This is a genomic window from Hydrogenophaga sp. FG152, from assembly GCF_057809615.1.
In genome coordinates this window covers 132,155-154,836 of record NZ_JBMDKH010000010.1, presented here as the reverse complement: position 1 = coordinate 154,836, position 22,682 = coordinate 132,155, and the positions used below count along the sequence as shown (strand labels likewise).

The 22,682-nt window shown below is 68.3% G+C and carries 19 protein-coding genes; 11 read left to right on the top strand and 8 right to left on the bottom strand.

Annotation, left to right across the window (positions count from 1 at the left end; all coding sequences use genetic code 11):
* Positions 1–49: 49 nt before the first annotated feature.
* The 3 genes from ACODTB_RS14020 (at position 50) to ACODTB_RS14010 (ending at position 3,612) form a co-directional block, all read left to right on the top strand.
* Positions 50–652 carry a TetR/AcrR family transcriptional regulator gene (locus ACODTB_RS14020; protein ID WP_291111507.1) on the top strand — a complete coding sequence of 201 codons (603 nt, stop codon included), beginning with the start codon at positions 50–52 and terminating at the stop codon, positions 650–652.
* A gap of 10 nt (positions 653–662) precedes the next feature.
* On the top strand, positions 663–1,559 hold the full coding sequence (locus ACODTB_RS14015) for an alpha/beta hydrolase family protein (protein ID WP_291111509.1): 897 nt from the start codon (positions 663–665) through the stop codon (positions 1,557–1,559).
* Positions 1,560–1,692: 133 nt separating this feature from the next.
* On the top strand, positions 1,693–3,612 hold the full coding sequence (locus ACODTB_RS14010; protein ID WP_488929414.1) for a S8 family peptidase: 1,920 nt from the start codon (positions 1,693–1,695) through the stop codon (positions 3,610–3,612).
* 19 nt (positions 3,613–3,631) lie between these two features.
* On the opposite strand, the gene ACODTB_RS14005 is transcribed toward ACODTB_RS14010, so the two are convergent.
* The 3 genes from ACODTB_RS14005 to ACODTB_RS13995 form a co-directional block, all read right to left on the bottom strand.
* A complete protein-coding gene (locus ACODTB_RS14005) occupies positions 3,632–4,405 on the bottom strand; it encodes an SPOR domain-containing protein (RefSeq protein ID WP_291111513.1) in 774 nt (257 codons plus the stop codon).
* Positions 4,399–5,199 (bottom strand): biotin--[acetyl-CoA-carboxylase] ligase, encoded by an 801-nt coding sequence (locus ACODTB_RS14000; RefSeq protein WP_291111514.1) that lies wholly within the window; start codon positions 5,197–5,199, stop codon positions 4,399–4,401. Before ACODTB_RS14000 ends, ACODTB_RS14005 begins: the two co-directional genes overlap by 7 nt.
* 114 nt (positions 5,200–5,313) lie before the next feature.
* The gene (locus tag ACODTB_RS13995) at positions 5,314–5,853 is read right to left on the bottom strand and encodes an SET domain-containing protein (protein ID WP_488929413.1); all 540 of its coding nucleotides are present in this window, start codon (positions 5,851–5,853) and stop codon (positions 5,314–5,316) included.
* Between the two features lie 97 nt (positions 5,854–5,950).
* On the opposite strand from ACODTB_RS13995, the gene ACODTB_RS13990 reads away from it, so the two are divergent.
* Entirely contained in the window at positions 5,951–8,896 is a 2,946-nt protein-coding gene (locus tag ACODTB_RS13990) for a DNA topoisomerase III (RefSeq protein WP_291111516.1), read from the top strand.
* Positions 8,897–8,919: 23 nt separating this feature from the next.
* Complete coding sequence (locus tag ACODTB_RS13985; RefSeq protein WP_291111518.1) at positions 8,920–9,570, top strand: glutathione S-transferase family protein; 651 nt, start codon at positions 8,920–8,922, stop codon at positions 9,568–9,570.
* Between the two features lie 4 nt (positions 9,571–9,574).
* Here ACODTB_RS13985 and ACODTB_RS13980 read toward each other — a convergent pair whose 3' ends face one another.
* The 3 genes from ACODTB_RS13980 to ACODTB_RS13970 all read right to left on the bottom strand — a co-directional run bounded on the left by ACODTB_RS13980 (position 9,575) and on the right by ACODTB_RS13970 (position 12,363).
* On the bottom strand, positions 9,575–10,954 hold the full coding sequence (locus ACODTB_RS13980; protein WP_291111531.1) for a sensor histidine kinase: 1,380 nt from the start codon (positions 10,952–10,954) through the stop codon (positions 9,575–9,577).
* 115 nt (positions 10,955–11,069) lie between these two features.
* On the bottom strand, positions 11,070–11,744 hold the full coding sequence (locus tag ACODTB_RS13975; protein ID WP_291111520.1) for a response regulator: 675 nt from the start codon (positions 11,742–11,744) through the stop codon (positions 11,070–11,072).
* A gap of 100 nt (positions 11,745–11,844) precedes the next feature.
* Positions 11,845–12,363, bottom strand: coding sequence for a MarR family transcriptional regulator (locus tag ACODTB_RS13970; RefSeq protein ID WP_291111521.1), 519 nt, complete (start codon positions 12,361–12,363; stop codon positions 11,845–11,847).
* A 134-nt stretch (positions 12,364–12,497) separates the two neighbouring features.
* Between ACODTB_RS13970 and recA the strand changes: the two genes are divergently transcribed.
* Together recA and recX are read left to right on the top strand one after the other, a co-directional pair.
* Complete coding sequence (recA, locus tag ACODTB_RS13965; protein ID WP_488929412.1) at positions 12,498–13,619, top strand: recombinase RecA; 1,122 nt, start codon at positions 12,498–12,500, stop codon at positions 13,617–13,619.
* A 17-nt stretch (positions 13,620–13,636) separates the two neighbouring features.
* Positions 13,637–14,098, top strand: a complete 462-nt coding sequence (gene recX, locus ACODTB_RS13960; RefSeq protein ID WP_291111533.1) for a recombination regulator RecX — start codon at positions 13,637–13,639, stop codon at positions 14,096–14,098.
* A 9-nt stretch (positions 14,099–14,107) separates the two neighbouring features.
* Here recX and ACODTB_RS13955 read toward each other — a convergent pair whose 3' ends face one another.
* Entirely contained in the window at positions 14,108–15,667 is a 1,560-nt protein-coding gene (locus ACODTB_RS13955; RefSeq protein ID WP_291111535.1) for an MFS transporter, read from the bottom strand.
* A 101-nt stretch (positions 15,668–15,768) separates the two neighbouring features.
* Positions 15,769–16,680, bottom strand: a complete 912-nt coding sequence (argC, locus tag ACODTB_RS13950) for an N-acetyl-gamma-glutamyl-phosphate reductase (protein ID WP_291111537.1) — start codon at positions 16,678–16,680, stop codon at positions 15,769–15,771.
* A gap of 170 nt (positions 16,681–16,850) precedes the next feature.
* On the opposite strand from argC, the gene sucC reads away from it, so the two are divergent.
* The 4 genes from sucC (at position 16,851) to ACODTB_RS13930 (ending at position 22,675) form a co-directional block, all read left to right on the top strand.
* Entirely contained in the window at positions 16,851–18,011 is a 1,161-nt protein-coding gene (gene sucC / locus ACODTB_RS13945; RefSeq protein WP_291111539.1) for an ADP-forming succinate--CoA ligase subunit beta, read from the top strand.
* Positions 18,012–18,064: 53 nt separating this feature from the next.
* Positions 18,065–18,958, top strand: coding sequence for a succinate--CoA ligase subunit alpha (gene sucD, locus ACODTB_RS13940; protein WP_291111541.1), 894 nt, complete (start codon positions 18,065–18,067; stop codon positions 18,956–18,958).
* 227 nt (positions 18,959–19,185) lie between these two features.
* Positions 19,186–21,879: a CHASE2 domain-containing serine/threonine-protein kinase gene (locus tag ACODTB_RS13935; RefSeq protein WP_291111543.1), complete on the top strand. Its 2,694-nt coding sequence runs from the start codon at positions 19,186–19,188 to the stop codon at positions 21,877–21,879.
* A gap of 10 nt (positions 21,880–21,889) precedes the next feature.
* Positions 21,890–22,675 (top strand): Stp1/IreP family PP2C-type Ser/Thr phosphatase, encoded by a 786-nt coding sequence (locus ACODTB_RS13930; protein WP_291111545.1) that lies wholly within the window; start codon positions 21,890–21,892, stop codon positions 22,673–22,675.
* Positions 22,676–22,682: the final 7 nt, after the last annotated feature.

Genomic DNA, 22,682 nt, shown 5'->3' with positions numbered 1-22,682 from the left:
GACAGTGAGCCAATTGACACTAGACCGACCGGTCTATAGATTGCGTTCCATGACCGATATTCCTGCTCCCGGCACCCGCGAACGCCTGATCGCCGCCATGACCGACGCCCTGCGCCGGCGCGGCCTGCACGGCATCGGCCTGACCGAACTGCTGGCCCAGGCCGGCGCGCCCAAGGGCGTGCTGTACCACCACTTCCCCGGTGGCAAGACCGAACTCGCCGTGGCCGCGATCGACGACGTGGTCGCGCGCATGCTGGGCTGGCTCGATGGCCTCCTGGCCAAGGAGAGCGATCCGATCGAAGCCGCGCGGCAATGGATGCAGGGCGCGACCCAGCGCCTGAGCAGCACCGGTTTCCATGCCGGCTGCCCACTGGCGACCGTCGCGCTGGAGAGCTCGCCCGACGACCACGCCCTGCGCGAGGCCCTGGCGCGCGCGTTCGCCACCTTGCGCGAGCGCATCGCGCTGGCGCTGGAACAGGCCGGCGAGCCGCGCGAATCGGCCCGGGGCGTGGCGGCGCTGATCGTCGCCACCTACGAAGGCGGGCTGTTGCAGGCGCGCGTGGCCCACAGCACCGAACCCATCCAGCAGGCCGTCCAGACCCTGCTGGGCCTGCTCGCCGCGCGCCGCCCGCGTGGAACGGGCGCCGCTTGAGGAGACCCCCATGAGCACCCCCCAGGACATTCGCATCGAAACCCTCCGGCTGACCGCCGCCGACGGCTACCCGCTCGCGGCCCGCCGCTACCGCAGCCCCACGCCGGCCCGCGCCCACCTCGTGATCGGGGGCGCGACCGCCGTGCCACAGGGCTTCTACAAGCGCTTTGCCGAACACGCCGCGCGCCGCGGTTTCGACGTGCTCACACTGGACTACCGGGGCATCGGCGAGTCGGCCCCGCCCACGCTCAAGGGCTTTCGGATGGACTACCTTGACTGGGGCCGGCTCGATCTGGCGGCCGCCGTCGAAGCCATGCGCCAGGACGGCATGCCGCTGTACCTGGTGGGCCATTCGTACGGCGGTCATGCCCTGGGCCTGCTGCCACACCACGACTGGGTGGACGGCGCCTACACCTTCGCCACCGGCGCCGGCTGGCACGGCTGGATGCCACCGCTGGAGCGCATGAGGGTGCTGTTCATGTGGCGCGTGCTGGGGCCGGTGTGGACCAGGTTCGCGGGCTACCTGCCCTGGAGCCGCCTGGGCATGGGCGAAGACCTGCCGCTGGACGTGTACCGCCAGTGGCGTGGCTGGTGCCGCTTTCCGCGCTACTTCTTCGACGACCCGCAGATGCAGGCCACCACCGAACGCTTCGGCCAGGTGCGTTTCCCCATCGTGGCCGCCAACGCGCTGGACGACGCCTGGGCGCCGCCGGCCTCGCGCGATGCCTTCATGGCCGGCTACCGCAACACCTCGGTGCGGGCCGTCACCATCGACCCGCGCCGCGCGGGCCTGGGGCCGATCGGCCACATGGGCTACTTCCGGCCCAAGGCCTTGCCCTTGTGGAACGAGGCGCTCGACTGGTTCGAGGCGCTGCGTCCCGCCGCCACCCCTTTGGCCGGCCGTTGAGCGCGGGTGTTGTAAAGCTGTGCGGAAATGCCGAATCGCCAGGGGATAAAGGCCATGCGAAAGACCGGCATGTCAAAATGTTTCGACACATTCCCCACCTTGCCTCGCTTGCCCTTCCGGCCCTCCCCATTCCATGCGGCGACTGTTTCCAGCACTGCTCCTGTGCACGGCCACCCTGGCGGGCCTGATTGCCACTCCCGCCATGGCGCAGGACCCGTCCAGCCGGCGTGAGGCGGCCGGCCTGATCATTGGCTTCAAGGGCGACGAACTCGAATCGAACACCGCGACGGACCAGGGGCCCTGGGCCTCCGGGCGTGAGCGGGCCCGTTCGCAATGGGACCGCAACGCCCGCCAGGGCCGCGAACGCGTGGCCCTCTGGGCGCGCGAACTGGGCCTGCCCTCGGGCAAGGCCGGCGAGGCGGGCAACGCCCGCCTGCTGCGCTTCGACCGACCCCTGCGCGGTCAGGCGCTGGACAATGCCCTGCGCCGCGCGCGCCTGCATCCCGATGTGGCCTGGGTCGAGCCCGATGTGCTGGTGCCCCGCCTGGGCGCGCCCGTCACCCCCAGCGACACGCTGTTTCCCCAGCAATGGCACCTGCAGACGCCCGATCTGGTGAATCTGACGGGCCTGAACCTGCCCCCCGCCTGGGGGGACACGACCGGCAGCACCTCCGGGTCCACGGCGGTCGTGGCGGTGGTCGACAGCGGCATCCGGGCGGGACACCCGGATCTGGCCGGCAAGCTGTTGCCCGGCTACGACCTGGTGAGTGAGCTGGCCGTGTCCAACGACGGCGACGGGCGCGACCCCGACCCGAGCGACCCCGGTGACTGGGTGCACCCAGCCGACCTGGCGAATCCCCTGTTCGCGGGTTGCGACCTGTCCAACAGCACCTGGCACGGCACCTTCATCGCGGGGCAGATCGCCGCCGCCACCGACAACGCCCAGGGCGTCGCGGGCCTGAACTGGGGTGCGAAGGTGCTGCCGGTGCGCGTCTCGGGCAAATGCGGCGCGCACCTGTCGGACCTGCTCGACGGCCTGCGCTGGGCGGCCGGCCTGCCAGTCTCGGGCCTGCCGATCAACCCGAACCCGGCGCGCGTGATCAACCTCAGCTTTGGTGGCGATTCGGCCTGCACGCCGGGCTACCAGACCACCATCGACGCGGTCACCAACGCGGGCGCCCTCATCGTCGTGGCGGCCGGCAACTCGAACACCACGCTCACCCGTCCGGCCGACTGCCGTCGGGTCATGACCGTGGCCTCGGTGCGCAAGGATGGGGCGAAGGCCGAGTACTCCAGTTTCGGCACGCGCGTGGCGCTGGCCGCGCCCGGGGGCTCGACAGATGCCGGCCCATCAACCTTGCTGTACTCGACCGACAACAGCGGCACGACCACGCCAGGGGTCGACATGTATGGCTACAAGCAGGGCACCAGCTTTGCCGCGCCACAGGCCGCGGGCACCGCCAGCCTGATGCTGGCGGTCAACCCCTTCCTGAGCCCGCGCCAGCTCATCGAGCGCATGAAGGCGGGGGCCCGACCTCACGTGGTGACGGGATTGGCCGCGTGCGGCACCCCGGGCGCGGGCGCTGTCTGCGGCTGCACCACCACCACCTGCGGCGCCGGCCTGCTGGACGCCAACACCTCGGTGCAGCTGGCCACCGGCCCGGCGGTCGTGATCAAGCCGGTGGGTGAAGTCGAGCCGGGCACGGTGATCACGCTCGACGGCAGCCAGAGCGTGCCCATTCCCGGCCGCAGCATCGTGTCCTACCAGTGGGTGCAGGTGAGCGGGCCGCCGGTCACGCTCTCGTCGGCCAGCAGCGCGGTGGCCAAGGCCACGCTCGTGGCGGAGGACAGCTATGTGTTCTCGCTCACCGTGGTCGACAACTTCGGCCGCACGGGTGAAGACACCGTGCGAACGGTGGCGGCCATGCCCGTGCTTGCCGCCAGCAGCGCAGGAGGTGGCGGTGGCGGCTCTACTGGCCATCTCTGGGGTTTGAGCCTGTGGGCCTGGGTGATCGCCGTGGCGCTGTGCCAGCGCCGCCGCCGTCGGGTCTGAGCCTGACCCGCCCGTCGGCTCAGCTGCAGCGGCGCAGCGCCTTGCCAGCCATGGCCTCGCGCAAGCCGTCCACCGCCGCGCGCTGGGCGTCGGTGATGGCGGGCAGGCGCAGCGCGAACGACACGCTTTCCGCCCGTTCCTGTGCCACCCTGGCGGTGCGCACGCCGTCGCGCTCGGTCTGCTGCAGCGCCTGCCGCGCGGCGGCTTCGGTGGAGTAGGTGCCCAGCGCCAGTCCCGGGGCCAGGCCATTCGCGGTGAGCTCCCGGAACTGCACGCCCAGCGCGCGCAACTCGGCTTTCTTGCGCTCCACCTGCTCGGTGTTGTCGTAGCGCCCCATGTAGACGATCCAGCGGCCGCTGCTGCGGGTCTCGTTGAGCTGCCAGCCGTTTGCGGGCAGGCCCAGCAGCGCGAGTTCGGCGCGCAGCAGCTCGGCCTGGGCTTCGGTGAAACCGGCGGCCTGCCAGCAGGCGCGCGGGCCATCGCTGGCCGGGGCGGCCGCTGCGGGTGGGGGCGGGGTGGGTGCGGCCGGTGGCGCCGGTGCGGCTTCCACCGCTGGGGCCGGCTGCGCGGCCGATGGTGCCGCCGTCTCGGGCTCCGGCGCGGTGGCGGTGTCGGCCGACGTTCCCTTGGGGCCATTGAGCAGGCGCAAGGCCTCGGGCCTGAGCTGCTGTGCCAGGCGCTGGGGCTCGCGCTGTTCGATCGGGGCCAGGCCCAGGCCGCCCAGGTAGCCCTGGGTCCAGGCGAAATAGCCCGCGTTGGCCAGCACCAGCACGATGACCGCCCACCTCAACACGGGCGCACACTCACTTCTGAACTGGTGACGGTCAACATGCCCTGGTCGGTCAACACCTGAAGGGCACCGTCGGGGGTCACCCCGCAGGCCGTGCCCCGGGTGCCGTCGGAGAGTTGCACGGCCAGGCCCTGCAAGGCGTCCAGGCCGGCGAAACGCTGCGCAAAGGCGCCAAACCCTTGCGAGGCGAACGCGAGCACGTCCCGCACCAGCGGCGGCGCCACGCGCTCGAGCACCTCGCCGGGCGTGATGCCCACGCTGACCTCGGCCAGGCCGGCCGGCGCCATGGCGGCCACGGTCGAGCCGTCTGGCACCAGGGCGGCCACGGCCGAGGCCTCGGGCCGGGCGATGTTGATGCCCACGCCGATCACCACCATGCGCTGGCCCTGCGCCGCGTCACCGGTGCTGGCGGTCTCCACCAGGATGCCGCCGAGCTTGCGCTGGTGCAGCCAAAGATCGTTCGGCCACTTCAGCCGCACGTCGGGATGCAGGCTGTGGGCCAGGCTCACGCCCACCGCGAGCGACAGGCCCGACCAGTTCGACGGTGCCAGCGGCAGGGCGATGGAAAACGTGAGCGATTGGCCCGGCTTGCTGTGCCAGCCCTTGCCGAGCCGGCCCCGCCCTGCGGTCTGTTGCTCGGCGGTCAGCAGCACCGGCTGCATGAGGCCGCTGCGCGCGCGCCGCATGAGCTCGCTGCTGGTGGAGTCGATGCTGGGCAGCACCTCGACCGTGAAGCCCGGCAGCAGGAGCACCACGGCTTCCCAGACCGCTTCGGCGTGCGAGAGCAGATCAGACACAGACCGTGGCGCGCTCGGGCGCTCGTCCAGAACACCGCGCAACCGGCTTTGCCGGGGCGCAGGTGTTGCCCCCCGGGGGGAGGCGCCAAAGGCGCTTCGGGGGGTAATTCATGTTCAGCCCAGTTTGGAGGCGCGTCCCGCGCGCTTGGGAGCGAGCAGCGTGCCGCGGCACTTCTTGGCGCCGCACCAGCAGGGGTACTCGGCCTTGAGCTTGGGCGTGTAAGGCTCGTCGATCACCAGGCCGTAGTCGTAGAACAGCTCCTCGCCGGCCTGGATGGGGCGCAGCGAACGGATGAACACCCGGCCGTCTTCCACGTCGGCTTCGCAATTGGGCTTGCAGCTGTGGTTGATCCAGCGTGCCGAGTTGCCGCCGACCTTGGCGTCGATCACGTGCTCTTCATCGATATGGAAGTAGAACGTGTGGTTCGGGTCGCTCGGGTCGTGCGGATGGCGGCGCAGCGCCTCCTCCCAGGTGATGATCTCGCCCACGTATTCGATGAGCGTCTCGCCCTCGGCCAGATCGACCACGGCGTACACGCCCTTGCCATGCACGCCGGAGCGCCGGGTCTGGATGCGGCGGCTGGCGGTGGGTGCGGCGGCCTTGGTCTTGGTGGAAGAAGGGCGCGGCTGCGTCTGGCGGGGGCTTTTCGTCACGGCCGAAATATTTGGTAAGGTTGTTTCATGCAGGTGCGCGCGGGTGTGCGCGTGCCCATGTGCGCGTGTACACGCGCGTGGAAAGCCGATTGTAGAGATGAAAACCCTGGTCATTGCCGAGAAGCCATCCGTGGCCCAAGACATCGTGCGAGCGCTTACCCCGGTGGCGGGCAAGTTCGACAAGCACGATGACCACTTTGAGAATGACAAGTACGTGGTGACTTCCGCCGTGGGCCACCTGGTGGAGATCGCTGCGCCGGAGGAATTCGACGTGAAGCGCGGCAAGTGGAGCTTCGCGCACCTGCCGGTGCTGCCGCCGTACTTCGAGCTCAAGCCGATCGACAAGACCAAGTCGCGGCTGTCCGCGGTGGTCAAGCTGGTCAAGCGCAAGGATGTGTCGCGCCTCATCAACGCCTGTGACGCGGGCCGCGAGGGGGAGCTGATCTTCCGCCTGATCGAGCAGTACGCCGGGGGGCTGAAGAACGGCAGCTACCAGCCGCTGGGCAAGCCGGTGCAGCGCCTGTGGCTGCAGTCGATGACGCCCGCGGCCATCCGCGACGGCTTCGAGCAGCTGCGCAGCAATGAGCAGATGCTGGGCCTGGCCGATGCCGCGCGCAGCCGTTCCGAGGCCGACTGGATGGTCGGCATCAACGGCACGCGCGCCATGACCGCCTTCAACTCGCGCGACGGGGGCTTCTTCCTCACCACCGTCGGCCGGGTGCAGACGCCCACGCTGTCCATCGTGGTTGAGCGCGAGGAAAAGATCCGCGCCCACAGGAGCCGCGACTACTGGGAAATCCACGCCAGCTTCCTGGCCGAGGCCGGCGAGTACCCGGGCAAGTGGTTCGACCCCAACTTCAAGAAGCCCACCGGTGACGATGCCGACGCCGAGCTGCGGGCCGACCGCGTCTGGACCCAGCGCGAGGCGCTGGCGATCGCCGACGCCGTGCGCGGCAAGGCCGCCAGCGTCAAGGAAGAGAGCAAGCCCACCACCCAGGCCTGTGGCCTGCTGTACGACCTGACCAGCCTGCAGCGCGAGGCCAACGGCCGCTTCGGCTTCTCGGCCAAGACCACGCTGCAGCTCGCGCAAAGCCTGTACGAGCGCCACAAGGCCCTGACCTACCCGCGGACCGACTCGCGCGCCCTGCCCGAGGACTACCTGCCGACGGTCAAGCAGACCTTCGAGATGCTCGCCGGCAGCGGCATGAAGCACCTCGCGCCGCACGCCAAGACCGCGCTGGACAACAGCTACATCCGTCCTAGCAAGCGCATCTTCGACAACAGCAAGGTCAGCGACCACTTTGCCATCATCCCCACGCTGCAGGCGCCCAGCGGCCTGAGCGAGGCCGAGCAGAAGCTGTATGACCTGGTCGTGCGCCGCTTCCTGGCGGTGTTCTTCCCGAGCGCCGAGTTCATGGTGACCACGCGCATCAGCTCGGTGCTGAGCCACCACTTCAAGACCGAAGGCAAGGTGCTCGTGAAGCCGGGCTGGATGGCCGTCTACGGCAAGGAGGCCGCCGAGGACGTGGCCGATGCCAAGGACGGTGACAAGGGCCAGAACCTGGTGCCGGTGCGCGAGGGGGAGACCGTGCGCACCGAGAGCGTCGAGCCCAAGGGCCTGAAGACCAAGCCGCCCGCGCGCTATTCGGAAGCCACGCTGCTGGGCGCCATGGAAGGCGCCGGCAAGCTGGTGGACGACGACGAGCTGCGCGAAGCCATGCAGGAAAAAGGTCTGGGCACGCCTGCCACGCGCGCGGCCATCATCGAAGGCCTGCTGACCGAGAAGTACATGTTCCGCGAAGGCCGCGAGATCATCCCCACCGCCAAGGCCTTCCAGCTCATGACGCTGCTGCGCGGCCTGGGCGTGGAAGAACTCTCCAAGCCCGAGCTCACCGGCGAGTGGGAGTACAAGCTCGCGCAGATGGAGCATGGCCAGCTCAGCCGCGCCGCCTTCATGGGCGAGATCGCCGCCATGACCGAGCGCATGGTGAAGAAGGCCAAGGAATACGACCGCGACACCATTCCCGGCAACTACGCCACGCTGTCCACGCCCTGCCCGAACTGCGGCGGCGTGGTGAAGGAAAACTACCGCCGCTACACCTGCACCGGCGCCGACGGCAACAGCGAGGGCTGTGGCTTCTCGTTCGGCAAGTCGCCCGCCGGGCGCACCTTCGAGCCCGAGGAGGCCGAACAGTTGCTGCGCGACAAGAAGATCGGCCCGCTTGAAGGCTTCCGCTCCAAGGCGGGTTGGCCCTTCGTGGCCGAGATCGTGATCAAGTACAACGAAGAAGAGAAGAACTGGAAGCTGGAGTTCGACTTCGGCGACGACAAGAAGGGCGAAGAAAGTGGCGAGCTGGTGGACTTCACCGGCAGCGAGTCGCTGGGCGCCTGCCCCAAGTGCGGCAGTCCGGTGCACGAGCACGGCAGCAACTACGTGTGCGAAAAATCGGTGCCGACCCTGACCCAGCCCACGCCCACGTGCGACTTCAAGAGCGGCAAGATCATCCTGCAGCAGCCGGTGGCGCGCGAGCAGATGAGCAAGCTGCTGGAGACCGGCAAGACCGACCTGCTCGACAAGTTCGTCTCCATGCGCACGCGCCGCGCGTTCAAGGCTTTCCTGGCCTGGGACAAGGAGGCCGGCAAGGTGAACTTCGAGTTCGAGCCGCGCGCAAGCAAGTTCCCGCCGCGCAAGACCGCCGCCGGCGCGCCAGCCAAGGCCGCTCCGGCGAAGAAGGCCTCGCCCGCCAAGAAGGCGCCCGCGGCCAAGAAAGCCGCGGCGGCCAAGACGCCCAAGGCACCGCGCAAGACCACGGCGGCCAGCGGCAAGCAGCCCAGCGCCGCCCTGGCCGCGGTGATCGGCGAAGGCCCGGTGTCGCGCCCCGAGGTGGTGAAGAAGCTGTGGGACTACATCAAGGCCAATGGCCTGCAGGACGCCACCGACAAGCGCCGCGTCAACGCCGATGCCAAGCTCGCCGCCGTGTTCGGCAAGCCGCAAGTCACCATGTTCGAGATCGCCGGCATTGTGGGCCAGCACCTGAGCTGATTGTTTTCAAGAGGATTTTTCGCATGAGCCTGACTCTCTATTTCGCCCCCGGCGCGTGTTCCTTCGTGCCTCACAGCATGCTGGAGCTCTCCGGTACCGCGTTCGAGCCACACAGCGTCAAGCTGCACAAGAACGAGCAGCGCAGCCCCGAGTACCTGGCGATCAACCCGCGTGGCCAGGTGCCGGTGCTGGTGGACGATGGCCAGGTGATCACGCAGATCGTGGCCATCCTGCTGCACCTTGATGCGAAGCTGCCCGAGGCGGGCATCCTGCCGGCGTCCGGCCTGGCGCGCACGCGCGCGCTGCAGACGCTGACCTGGATGAACAACACCGTGCACCCCACCTTCACGCACGTGTTCATGCCGGACAAGTTCACCGACGACGAGGCCGCCAAGCAGGCGATCCGCGCCCACGCCGCCAAGACCTACAAGGGCCTGCTGGACGAGATCGAGGTGATGGCCAGGCAGGCCTCGCCCTGGATGATGGGCGAGCGTCCCGGCGCGCTGGACGCTTACGCGCTCACGCTGCTGCGCTGGGGCGGTTTTGCGGGCATCGATCCCACCACCCAGCCGGCGACCTGGGACCTCGCCCAGCGCTTCGCCGCGCTGGCGCCGGTGGCGCGCGCGGTCGAGCGCGAAAAGCTGGTGCTCAACATCTACAAGCCCAAGGCCTGATCGTTCAGGCCGGCAGTCGGGGCGTCTTCGGGGTGAAGCGCACCGAGGCCAGCAGACCGGGCGGGTGGCGCTCGGGGTGCGCGCTGTCGATCAGCACTGTGGCGCCGTGCTGCTGCGCGATCTCCTGCACGATGGTCAGGCCCAGGCCCGAGCCGTCCACGTTGGTGCCCAGCGCGCGGTAGAACGGCTGCAGCACGAACTCGCGTTCGTTCTCGGGAATGCCCGGGCCGTTGTCCTCCACCTGCAGGATCTGCACGCCGCTGAACGGGTCGATCAGCACCCGCGCGGTGACCACGCCGCCGCGCCCGCTGTAGTTGATTGCGTTGTCCACCAGGTTGCGCACCATCTCCTGCAGCAGGATCGGGTTGCCGTCCATCAGGCAGTCCTCCGGGACCTCCTCGGGGCCTTCGCAGCCCAGGTCGATGCCGTGTTCCAGCGCGCGCGGCACCGAATCCTGCACCACACCTCGCACCAGGCGCGCCAGGTCCACGCGCGCGCTGGGCAGGGTGCGGCCGGTGGTCTCGGCGCGCGCGAGCGCGAGCAGCTGGTTCACGGTGTGCGTGGCGCGTGAACTGGAGCGCGCGATCTGCTTGAGCGAGCTGTGGATTTCCTCCGCGTTGCTCTCGCGCTGGGCCAGTTCGGCCTGCATGCGCAGGCCGGCCAGCGGCGTCTTGAGCTGGTGCGCCGCATCGGCCAGGAAGCGCCGCTGCGTGGTGAGCGAGGCCTTCAGGCGCGTGAGCAGGTCGTTGATCGACGACACGAGCGGCGCGACCTCCTGTGGGATGGCCGACTCCTCGATCGGGCTCAGGTCGTCGGGCTTGCGTGCGCGGATGCGCTGCTCCAGCTCGTTGAGCGGGCGGATGCCACGCACCAGCGCCAGCCACACCAGCAGCACGGCCAGCGGCAGGATGACGAACTGCGGCACCATCACGCCCTTGATGATTTCGGCCGCCAGCGTGGAGCGCTTGCCGCGCGTCTCGGCGACCTGCATCAGCACCAGGTTCTGGGCGTCGTTGCGCTCCAGCCAGGTGTAGGCCACCCGCACCTCGTCGCCGCGCACCACGTCGTCGCGCAGCAGCACGCGGCCGGCCTCGGGCGTCTCGTCCTCGCGCGGGCGGGGAAAGTCCAGCTCGCCGCTAACGAGCTTGCCACGCGGGTCGATCACCTGGTAGTAGACGAGGTCGCTGTCGTCGGCGCGCAGCAGGTCGCGCGCCTGGGCGTTCAGGTTGAAGCTGATCTGCCCGTTCTGGTTCGCCACGAACTGGGTGAGCGCCTGCAGGTTGAACTCCAGCGCGCGGTCGAACGGTTTGCTCGCGATGCCCTGGGCCACGAACCAGGTCAGGGCGAGCGAGAGCGGCCACAACAGCAGCAGCGGCGTGAGCATCCAGTCCAGGATCTCGCCGAACAGACTGCGCTGTTCACGCTGGAACAGGCCGAATGACTTCGGGATGGGGCGGCCCGCCACCGGAGGCGGTGCGGCCTCGATCAAAGCCTCGGTTTCAGCCGGCGATTTTTTCAAGGCAGTAGCCCAGACCGCGCACGGTGGCGATGCGGATCGGGCCCTTCTCGATCTTCTTGCGCAGGCGGTGGATGTAGACCTCGATGGCGTTGTTGCTCACCTCTTCGCCCCACTCGCACAGGCGCTCGACCAGCTGGTCCTTGCTCACCAGGCGCCCAGCGCGCTGCAGCAGCACCTCCAGCAGGCCGAGTTCGCGCGCCGAGAGCTCGACCATCTTGCCGTCGATGGTGGCCACGCGGCCGGCCTGGTCGTATTCCAGAGGGCCGTGGCGGATGGTGTTGGTGGAGCCGCCCATGCCGCGCCGGGTGAGCGCGCGCACGCGCGCTTCGAGTTCCTGCAGCGAGAACGGCTTGGCCATGTAGTCGTCGGCGCCGTAGTCCAGGCCCTTGACGCGTTCTTCGACGCTGTCGGCGGCGGTGAGGATGAGCACCGGCAGCGTGGAGCCGCGCGAACGCAGGCGCTTGAGCACCTCCAGGCCGTGCAGCCGGGGCAGGCCCAGGTCCAGGATCAGCAGGTCGAACTCGTTGTTGGTCAGCAAGGCGGCGTCGGCCTCGGTGCCGCTGGTGACGTGGTCCACCGCCGCGCCGGCGGCGCGCAGGCTGCGCAGCAGGCCGTCCGCCAGCACGTGGTCGTCTTCGGCAATCAGGATGCGCATGGGAAGGTCTCCTGGGTGGCTGCCGGGGCAGCGCTTCATCGGGGAATGCCCGGCATCGGGCGAACCATTTTAGGCCGCGCAGGCCCCTGCGGCACGGGGTTCAGCGGGGGGGCACGGCCGCGCGCGCGCCGGGTGATTCCGAGCCATAGGCCTCCAGGCCGAGCGCCACCACGGTGGCCACCGCGTCGCCCACCTGGGCGCGGAATTCCGCCTCGGCCTGGGCCACGGCCTGGCGGAACGCCTCCAGCCACAGCAAGCCGGTGTCGGTGAACACGATGCGCCGTGCCCGCGCATCGCGCGCGTCCGCCTCGCGCCGCACCAGGCCCCAGGCCTCGCACTGCGTCACCAGGTCGCCCATGGCCTGCTTGCTCATGCCCGCCTGGTGCGCCAGCTCGGTCAGGCGCGAGCCGTGCAGGCCCAGGTGGCGCGTGATGTGGATGTGCGCGGCGCCCACCTGCGCCCGCGCGGCCAAGTGGGAGAGCGCCAGCGGCACGTTGGCGTCGTGCGCCATCAGGCTGAGCACGCGCTCGTCGAAGCGGCGCAGTGCCAGGCCCATCAGGCGCCCCAGGTGGCCGCCGCGCCAGCGGTCGTCGGGCAATGCGGGGGAGGCATCGGTCATCTGCAGATCGTAAGGCAAACTGACCAAATGATGGCTTGTTTGAATTCAACCTGCCTGTAAACTCCTGCTCAAGCATCCAGCCTGTACGCATTCACAGGCTTTGCGAACCACTACCACCCGCTCAGGAGCCCCTCATGGACGCAGCCGTCAAGAACAACCCCCTCAACAGCGAAAAAGCCAAGGCCTTGCAGGCCGCGCTGGCCCAGATCGAAAAGCAGTTCGGCAAGGGCACCATCATGCGGCTGGGCGAGGGCGAGGTGATCGAGGACATCCAGGTCGTCTCCACCGGCTCGTTGGGCCTGGACATCGCGCTGGGCGTCGGCGGTCTGCCGAAGGGGCGCGTGGTCGAGATCTACGGCCCGGAATCCTCGGGCAAGACCACGCTGACCCTGCAGGTCATTGCCGAAATGCAGAAGCTCGGTGGCCAGTGCGCCTTCGTCGATGCCGAGCACGCGCTGGACATCCAGTATGCACAGAAGCTCGGCGTGAACCTGCAGGACCTGCTCATTTCCCAACCCGACACCGGCGAGCAGGCGCTCGAGATCGTCGACAGCCTGGTGCGTTCCGGCGCGGTCGATCTGATCGTGGTCGACTCGGTGGCCGCGCTCACGCCCAAGGCCGAACTCGAAGGCGAAATGGGCGACTCGCTGCCCGGCCTGCAGGCCCGCCTGATGAGCCAGGCGCTGCGCAAACTCACGGCGCACATCAAGAAGACCAACTGCATGGTCATCTTCATCAACCAGATCCGCATGAAGATCGGTGTGATGTTCGGCAGCCCCGAAACCACCACCGGCGGCAACGCGCTGAAGTTCTACGCCTCGGTGCGCCTGGACATCCGCCGCACCGGCACGATCAAGAAGGGCGAGGACGCGATCGGCAACGAGACCAAGGTCAAGGTGGTCAAGAACAAGGTCTCGCCACCCTTCAAGACGGCCGAGTTCGACATCCTGTTCGGCGAAGGCATCAGCCGCGAGGGCGAGATTCTCGACCTGGGCGTGGTGCACCGCGTGATCGAGAAGTCGGGCGCCTGGTACGCCTACAACGGCGAGAAGATTGGCCAGGGCCGCGACAATGCGCGCGAATTCCTGCGCGAGAACATCGAGTTGCGCGTGGAGATCGAGAACAAGGTGCGCACCGAGCTGGGCGTGCCGCTGCTGCCGGTGGACGAAGCGCCCGCGCCCGCCAAGGGCGGCAAGGCCGAAAAAGCCGAGAAGGCGGCCAAGGCCAAGGACGTTGACGCCACGCCGGCGGCCTGATCCCCGCCCTTGCGCGCATGGCCTTCGACCAGATTTCCCTCAAAGGCCGTGCGCTGCGCCTGCTCGCCGGGCGCGAACATTCGCGCGCCGAATTGCAGCGCAAGCTGAGCGCACACGAAACCGAGCCTGGCGAGCTGGCCAAAGCGCTGGACGAGCTGCAGGCCAAGGGCTTCATCAACGAGCAGCGCGTGCTGGAGTCGGTATTGCACCGGCGCTCGGCCCGCCTGGGCGCGTCTCGCGTGCGCCAGGAGTTGCAGGCCAAGGGGCTGGATCCGCAGGCAGTGGCCGAGGCGGTGGCAGGCCTGCAGGGTTCGGAGGAAGCGCGCGCCCGTGAGGTCTGGCGCAAACGCTTCGCCGGGCCGCCGGCCGACGCCGCCGAGCGCGGCAAGCAGATGCGTTTCCTGCTCACGCGTGGCTTTGGCGCCGAGGTGGTGCGGCGCGTGGTGAAGGGCGCGCCTGCCGACGACAGCGAGGACTGAACGCGCGCGTCAGCGTGGCAGGGTGGCCGCGGCGCCGCCCGGCGCCCGGGGCGGGCGCAGCATGCGCCAGGCCAGCAGGCCGCTGGCCACCATGATGCCCGTGCCCAGCACCGCGGCGGCCTGCAGCCCATCGACAAAGGCGGTGCGCGCGGCCAGCCCCAAGGCCTCGGCCAGCGGCGCGGGCAGGCTTTCGGCGACCCGCAGCGCGCCTCCGAGGGTGGAAGCTTCGGCCACCGCTTCCTGGGGCAGGCCCACCGGCAGCTGGCCCGCCATGCCGGCGCGGTAGAGGCCCGTGGCCATGCTGCCGAACACCGCGATGCCCAGGGCCCCGGACAACTCCGCGCTGGTTTCCGACAGGGCCGATGCCGCGCCCGCGCGCTCGGGCGGCGCCGAGCTGATGACGATGTCGTTGCCCAATGTGAACACCGGCGCCATGCCGATGCCCATGAGCGTCATGCCCACGACCAGCGCGAGCAGGCCATGGGTGCCATCGACCAGCGCCACGCCTGCGAAGCCGACCGCCGCCACCGCCAGTCCCGTCACCATGGTGCGAGGTGCCGAACAACGTTGCGCGATGGCCGGCGTCAGCATCGAGCCGACCACGAACGACAGGGCCCAGGGCACGGTGCACAGGCCCGCCACCAGGGGTGAGAGGCCCAGCACCAGCTGCAGGTGCTGCGAGATGAAGATGTAGACGCCGAACATCGCGAACGAGGTGAGGGCGTAGGTGCAGATGGCGGCCGCAAAGCGGGGCTGGCCGAACAGCCGCAGGTCCAGCAATGGGTAGGCGATGCGGCGCTGGCGGCGCACGAAGGCCACGCCCGCCGCGAGGCCGAGCGCGGCGGCTACCCAGGTCGGCGCGTCCACATGGCCTTCGGCCGCCTGCTTGAGGGCGAACACGCCGCCGAGCACCGCGGTGAGCGAGAGCGCCACGCTGCCCAGGTCGAGCCGGCCCGCCTCGGGGTCGCGGTACTCGGGCAACAGGAAGGGGCCCACCGCCAGCAGCAGCAACATCACCGGCACGGCGGCCCAGAAGATCGCGGGCCAGGCGAAGTACTGCAGGATCACGCCGCCCACCAGCGGGCCGATCGCACCACCCACCGAGTAGCTCGAGATCCAGATGCCGATGGCGACGCGCCGCTCGCGTTCGTCGCGGAACATGTTGGAGATGAGCGAGAGCGTGGACGGCGCCAGCGTGGCGCCCGCGATGCCGAGCAGCGCGCGCGTGGCGATGAGGGCCTGCGCGGTGGTGGACAGGGCTGCCGCCACCGAGGCCGCCGCGAACGCCGCCGCCCCGATCATCAGCAGCCGGCGCCGCCCGATCTTGTCGCCCAGCGTGCCCATGGTGATCAGCAGGCCGGCGACCATGAAGCCGTAGATGTCGATGATCCAGAGCAGTTGCGCGGACGAAGGGCGCAGGTCGGCGCTGATGGCGGGCAGCGCGAGGTTGAGCACGGTGAGGTCCATGGCATAGACCAGGCAGGGCAGGGCGATCACGCCCAGCGCCACCCATTCGCGGCGCGTGGCTCGGGGCGGAGCGATCTCGATGGCTGGCGCAGTGGCAGGCATGGGGTTTCCTCAAGGTTCGGCGGTGGACCGCGCCGAGATCCGGCGCCATCCTGGGGTACGACGAACCAGGGCCGGGCGTTTCGACAACCCGCCGCCCAGCCTTACAGGCCGAGCATCAGCTTCAGGTTCTGCACCGCGGCACCGCTGGCGCCCTTGCCCAGGTTGTCCAGCCGGGCCACCACCACCGCCTGCTTCGCCTCGGCATTGCCGAACACGCGGATTTCGAGCTGGTTGGTGTCGTTCAAGGCCAGGGCGTCGAGCTTGCCGTCTTCGGTCGCCGGTTGCACGCTCACCCATTCGCTGCCCGCGTAGTGCTTCGCGTAGGTCGCGTGAAGGTCGGCCAGCGTGGGCTGGCCGGGCAGGGTGTCCAGGTGCAGGGGCAACTGCACCAGCATGCCCTGTGCGAAGTTGCCGACGGATGGCACGAAGATGGGCCGGCGCGTGAGGCCGGTGTAGGCCAGGATTTCCGGGATGTGCTTGTGCCTGAGGCTCAGGGCGTACAGCTCGTAGGCCGGGGCTTCGCCTTTTTCGTAGGCCTCGATCATGGTGCGGCCGCCGCCCGAGTAGCCGCTGACGGCCGGCAGGCAGACCGGGTAGTCAGGGGGCAGCAGGCCGGCGTCGACCAGTGGGCGAAGCAGGGCGATGGCGCCGCTGGCATAGCAGCCCGGGTTGGCCACGCGGCGGGCGTTGACCACCGCGTCGCGCTGGCCCGGCGCGAGTTCGGGGAAGCCGAACACCCAGCCGGGCGCCGTGCGGTGGGCGGTGGAGGCGTCGATGACCTTGGGCTGCTGGCCGGGCAGGGCATCGATCATGGCGACGGATTCGCGCGCCGCGTCGTCGTGCAGGCAGAGGATGACCAGATCGACCTGCGCCATCAGCTCGCGCTTGGCGACCGGGTCCTTGCGGCGCTCGGGTGCGATGCTCACGAGTTCAATCTGCGGCAGGCCCTGCAGGCGCTCGCGAATCTGCAACCCGGTGGTGCCTGCTTCGCCGTCGATGAAAACCTTGGCCATGGCCGCTCTGCCTTGTCAGTTGGATTCAGGGGGATTACCAAACCCGCGCGTCGAACGCGCGCTTTTGGTGCGTTGCACCATGATACAGTCCCGGGTTGCTGTTTTCAGTGCCCACCCAGCGGCCACCCGGTTCGGCCGTCACTCTTTTACCTGTTCCTGAGAGAGACCTCATGAAGATCCATGAATACCAAGGCAAGGAAATCTTGCGCCAGTTTGGTGTGCCCGTGCCCCGCGGCATTGCGGCATTTACGGTGCAAGAGGCAGTGGAAGCCGCTCAAAAGCTCGGCGGCCCGATCTGGGTGGTCAAGGCCCAGATCCACGCCGGTGGCCGTGGCAAGGGCGGTGGCGTGAAGGTGGCCAAGTCGGTGGACGACGTCAAGCGCCTGGCCGGCGAGATCCTCGGCATGCAGCTCAAGACGCACCAGACCGGCCCCGAAGGCCAGAAGGTTCGCCGCCTCTACATCGAAGACGGCGCCGACATCAAGAACGAGCTGTACGTCTCGCTGGTGACCGACCGCGCGACGCAGAAGGTGGCCCTGATCGCTTCGAGCGAAGGCGGCATGGACATCGAGGAAGTGGCGCACGCCACGCCCGAAAAGATCATCACCGAGATGATCGATCCCCTGACCGGCATCACCGCCGAGCAGAGCAAGAAGGTCGCCGCGGCCATCGGCCTGACCGGCGCCTCCGTCGACCAGGCCGTGGACATCTTCTCCAAGATCTACAAGTGCTACATGGACACGGACGCGTCGCTGGTGGAAATCAACCCGCTGAACTGCGACTCCAAGGGCAACCTGATGGCGCTGGACGCCAAGTTCAACTTCGACGCGAACGCCCTGTTCCGCCACCCTGAGATCGTGGCCTACCGCGACCTGGACGAAGAAGACCCGGCCGAAGTGGAAGCCTCCAAGTTCGACCTGGCCTACATCAGCCTGGACGGCAACATCGGCTGTCTGGTCAACGGCGCCGGCCTGGCCATGGCCACCATGGACACCATCAAGCTGTTCGGTGGCGAGCCCGCCAACTTCCTGGACGTGGGCGGTGGCGCCACCGCCGAGAAGGTGACGGAAGCCTTCAAGATCATGCTCAAGAACCCCAACGTCAAGGGCATCCTGGTCAACATCTTCGGCGGCATCATGAAGTGCGACACCATCGCCACCGGCGTGATCACCGCCTGCAAGGCCGTGAACCTCTCCGTGCCGCTGGTGGTGCGCATGAAGGGCACCAACGAAGAGCTGGGCAAGAAGCTCCTGGCCGAATCCGGCCTGCCCATCATCGCCGCAGACACCATGGCCGAAGCCGCGACCAAGATTGTCGCTGCCGTTAAGTAATGACCTTGGGGACAGATCTTTAGCTCTGTCCCCAACTGACTAGGACTAGCATCATGTCGATCTACATCAACAAAGACACCAAGGTCATCACCCAGGGCATCACGGGCAAGACGGGCCAGTTCCACACCGAGAAGTGCCAGGAATACGCGAACGGCAAGAACGCCTTCGTGGCCGGCGTGAACCCGAAGAAGGCCGGCGAGTCGATCTTCAACATCCCGATCTACGCCTCCGTCAAGGAAGCCGCGACGCAGACCGGCGCCACCGTGTCGGTGATCTACGTGCCCCCCGCGGGTGCCGCCGCCGCCATCTGGGAGGCCGTGGAAGCCGACCTGGACATGGCCATCTGCATCACCGAAGGCATCCCGGTGCGCGACATGCTCGAAGTGCGCAACAAGATGAAGGCCAAGGAAGCCGCCGGCGGCAAGAAGACCCTGCTGCTGGGCCCCAACTGCCCCGGCCTGATCACGCCCGACGAGATCAAGATCGGCATCATGCCCGGCCACATCCACCGCAAGGGCCGCATCGGCGTGGTGAGCCGCTCCGGCACGCTGACCTACGAAGCCGTGGCCATGCTGACGGAAGTGGGCCTCGGCCAGTCGACCGCCGTGGGCATTGGTGGCGACCCCATCAACGGTCTCAAGCACATCGACGTGATGAAGGCCTTCAACGACGACCCCGACACCGATGCGGTGATCATGATCGGTGAGATCGGCGGCCCCGACGAGGCCGACGCGGCCCGCTGGTGCAAGGCCAACATGAAGAAGCCCGTGGTGGGCTTCATCGCGGGCGTGACCGCGCCCCCCGGCAAGCGCATGGGCCACGCGGGCGCGCTGATCTCCGGCGGCGCCGACACCGCCGATGCCAAGCTCGCCGTCATGGAAGAGTCCGGCTTCATCATCACGCGCAACCCCTCGGAACTCGGCAAGCTGCTCAAGGCCCAGCTCTGAGCCACCTCCCGCGGGTGTGAAAAGGGCAACGCTTGCGTTGCCTTTTTTGCGTCTGCACGGCATTTGAGGTGCCGAATCCACAAATGCGCTTGCTCGGCGGAGCCTGATTGCAACAAAATGCAACATCCAGGATGCCTGCGATCTGCCGGCACCGACGGTGCGCTTGTCTCTGACCTTTGGGCAGTTCGCGGCGACCTGCAGGCGAACCTACCCGGAGAATGCGCGACGTGTCCACCCGCAAGACGAAACCCCTGCCAGGCCGAGGCCGGATCTGGCGATCCGACGCCTTCCTGGGCCTCGGGGTGGTGCTCGCCGTTCTCGCGCTGCACGCTTCGACCGACCTGTTCGACAGCTTGGAACGCCGCTTCTACGACGTCGCCAGCGCGGCCAGCAGCCGCCTGCCCAGCGAGCGCATCGCCATCATCGCGATCGACGACCAGAGCATCGCCAACATCGGGCGATGGCCCTGGTCGCGCGAGGTGCATGCGGAGCTGATCGACCAGCTCAGCGCGGCCAAGGCCAAGACCGTCGCCCACACCGCCTTCTTCTTCGAACCGCAGACCGACCGGGGCCTGGCCCAGTTGCGGGCCTTGCGCGGCCAGCTCGACGGCACGGCACCCGGCGCCACACCGCTGCCCGATCTGGGCGCCGTGTCGCGCCAGCGCCTGCTGGGATTCATTGGCGAGGCCGAGCAACGGCTGGATACCGATGCCCGGCTGGTCGGCAGCATGGCGCGCGCGGGCAACGTGATCGTGCCTTCGGTGTTCACCCTGGGTGAGCCGCTGGGCCGGCCCGACGCGCCTTTGCCCGCCTTCGCCCAGCGCAGCGCGCTGGCCAACGACAGCGGCTTCGGCCTGCCGGCGCAACGCACGCAACAGCCCCTGCCCGCCGTGGGAGAGGCCGCGCGGGCGGTGGGCCACCTCAACCAGATTCAGGATGCCGACGGCGCGGTGCGCCGGGAAGCGCTGCTGGTGGATTTCGATGGTTACGCGGTGCCCTCCATGGCGCTGAGCGTCGCGGCGCACAGCCTGAACCTGGGCATGGAGGACATCCGCCTGTGGCCGGGCGAGGGCGTGCAGCTGGGCCCGACCCGCCTGCCGACCGACGAAGCCGCGCGCCTGCTGCCGCAGTTCTATGCCGATCGCGACGGCAAGCCCGCCTTCGCGGTGGACTCCTTCTACGACGTGATCTCCGGGCGCATTCCCGCCAGCAAGTTTGCCGACAAGGTGGTCATCATCGGTGCGACCGCAGCGGGCGTGGGCACGCTCTTCACCACCCCGGTGTCGCCGGCGATGTCCCCCGCCGCCATCCTTGCGCACATCACTTCCAGCATCCTCAATGGGCATTTCATTGCCCAGCCGGCCTGGGGTGGACTGGCGGTGCTGGGCGTGTTGCTGGTGGTCGTGGCGTATCTGGTGGCGTTGCTGCCGCGCCTGTCCGCCGCTGCGGGCGCCGTGGTGACGGGTGCGCTGTTCCTGGCCCTGCTGGGAGCCGAATACCAACTTCTGGCGTCGGCGTCCGTCTGGCTCCAGCTGGTGTTCCCGGCCGCGCTGCTGCTGATCGGGCACCTCGCGCTCACCACCCGGCGCTTCCTCGCAACGGAAGCGGGCAAGATCAAGGCGGACGAGGAGTCGGCCGAAACCAACCGCATGATGGGTCTGGCGCTGCAGGGCCAGGGTCAGCTCGACATGGCGTTCGACCGCCTGCGCCGCGTGCCCTTCAGTCCCGCGCTGATGGACAACCTCCGGCATCTTGCGCTGGACTTCGAGCGCAAGCGCCAGTTCAACAAGGCCGAAGCGGTGTACGAGCACATGACACGGCTCGATCGCACCGACACCGATGTGGTGGCACGCCTTCAGCGGACCAGGCATCTTTCGAACACGGTGGTGCTGGGGCCGGGCGTGTCGCATCCAGGCGGAACGCTGGTGCTCGGCGATGAGCGTGTCGAGAAACCCATGTTGGGCCGATACCGGGTCGAGAAGGAGCTGGGCAAGGGTGCCATGGGTGTGGTGTACCAGGGCCTGGATCCGAAGATCGGGCGCACCGTGGCCATCAAGACGCTGGCGCTGAGCGCCGAGTTCGAAGGCACGGAATTGGCCGACGTGCGCGAACGTTTCTTCCGCGAAGCCGAAACGGCCGGGCGGCTGCAGCACCCGAACATCGTCACCATCTTCGATGCGGGCGAAGAGCATGACCTGGCCTACATCGCGATGGAGTTCCTGCAGGGGCGCGACCTCGCAGCGCACACCCGCGACGGACAGCTGTTGCCGGTCGCGGCCGTGCTGTCCATCGGCGAACGCGTGGCGCTGGCGCTGGACCATGCGCACCGCCAGCAGGTGGTGCACCGCGATATCAAGCCCGCCAACGTGATGTACGACCCCGCCACCGATTCGGTGAAGGTCACCGACTTCGGCATTGCGCGCATCACGGGGTCCAGCAAGACCCGCACGGGCATGGTGCTGGGCACCCCGAGCTTCATGTCGCCCGAGCAGCTGGCCGGCCAGCGCGTGGACGGCCGCTCGGACCTCTATTCGCTGGGGGTCATGCTGTTCCAGTTGCTCACGGGCAGCTTGCCGCTGCGCGGCGATTCGATGGCCGCGCTCATGTACCAGATCGCCAACCAGCCCGCTCCCGATGTGCGTGAACGACGTCCTGAATTGCCACCGGAACTGGCCGATATACTGAGCAAGACCCTGTCGAAATCACCTGCGGAAAGGTACCAGACAGGGCTCGAAATCGCCACCGACCTCCGCAAGACCATCGTCGCCCTGTCTGCGTCCCCCGACGTTCACATGGCGCATCAGACCGTGCCCGCTTCCCATGGGACCGGCCATGAAAACGCGGTGCTTGCCACAGTTGTCACGCCGGTGCCGGTTTCGTCGCGCGAGCCCGAGACAGTCAGCTTCGATATCCGCTTATAAATCCAACAATATGATTTTTGAGTATTTTTGTCTGACAGATCCGGGTCTGGTCAGGGACAACAACGAGGACTCCGTGGCCCTCGATCCCGACAACCAGATCGTGGTGCTGGCCGATGGCATGGGCGGGTACAACGCGGGAGAAGTCGCGAGCGCGATGGCGACCACCTTCATCCGGACCGAGCTTGGGCGATGGATGTCCGAGGGGGGGCATGAGGCGAGCGCGCGCGAACTCAAGCGCGCCATGGAGATCTGCATCGACAACGCCAACCGGTCCATCTTCAACGCCGCGAATTCCAACGCGCAATACGCCGGCATGGGCACCACCCTGGTCATGGGTGTGTTCCACGGCGCGCGCGCCATGATCGGCCATGTGGGCGACTCGCGCTGCTACCGCCTGCGCACCGGCAGCTTCGTGCAGATCACGCGGGACCACTCCTTGCTGCAGGAGCAGATCGACGCCGGGCTCATTTCGCTGGAGCAGGCCCAGTACGCCACCCACAAGAACCTGGTCACCCGCGCCCTGGGGGTGGAAGACACGGTGTTGCTCGAAGTCAACGAGTACCGGGTCGAGGATGAAGACCTCTATCTGTTCTGTTCCGACGGGCTCAGCGACATGATGAGCGACGAGCGCATTGCCGCCATTCTGGTGACCGCGGGCACGCTGGAGGAAAAGGCGCAGGCCCTGGTGGACGGGGCCAACGACTGCGGTGGACGCGACAATATTTCGGTGATACTGGCGTATGCTCGATCGAAGCCGATCCGCAAAGGCCTGCTATCGCGGATGCTCGGCAAGTAGTCGCCAG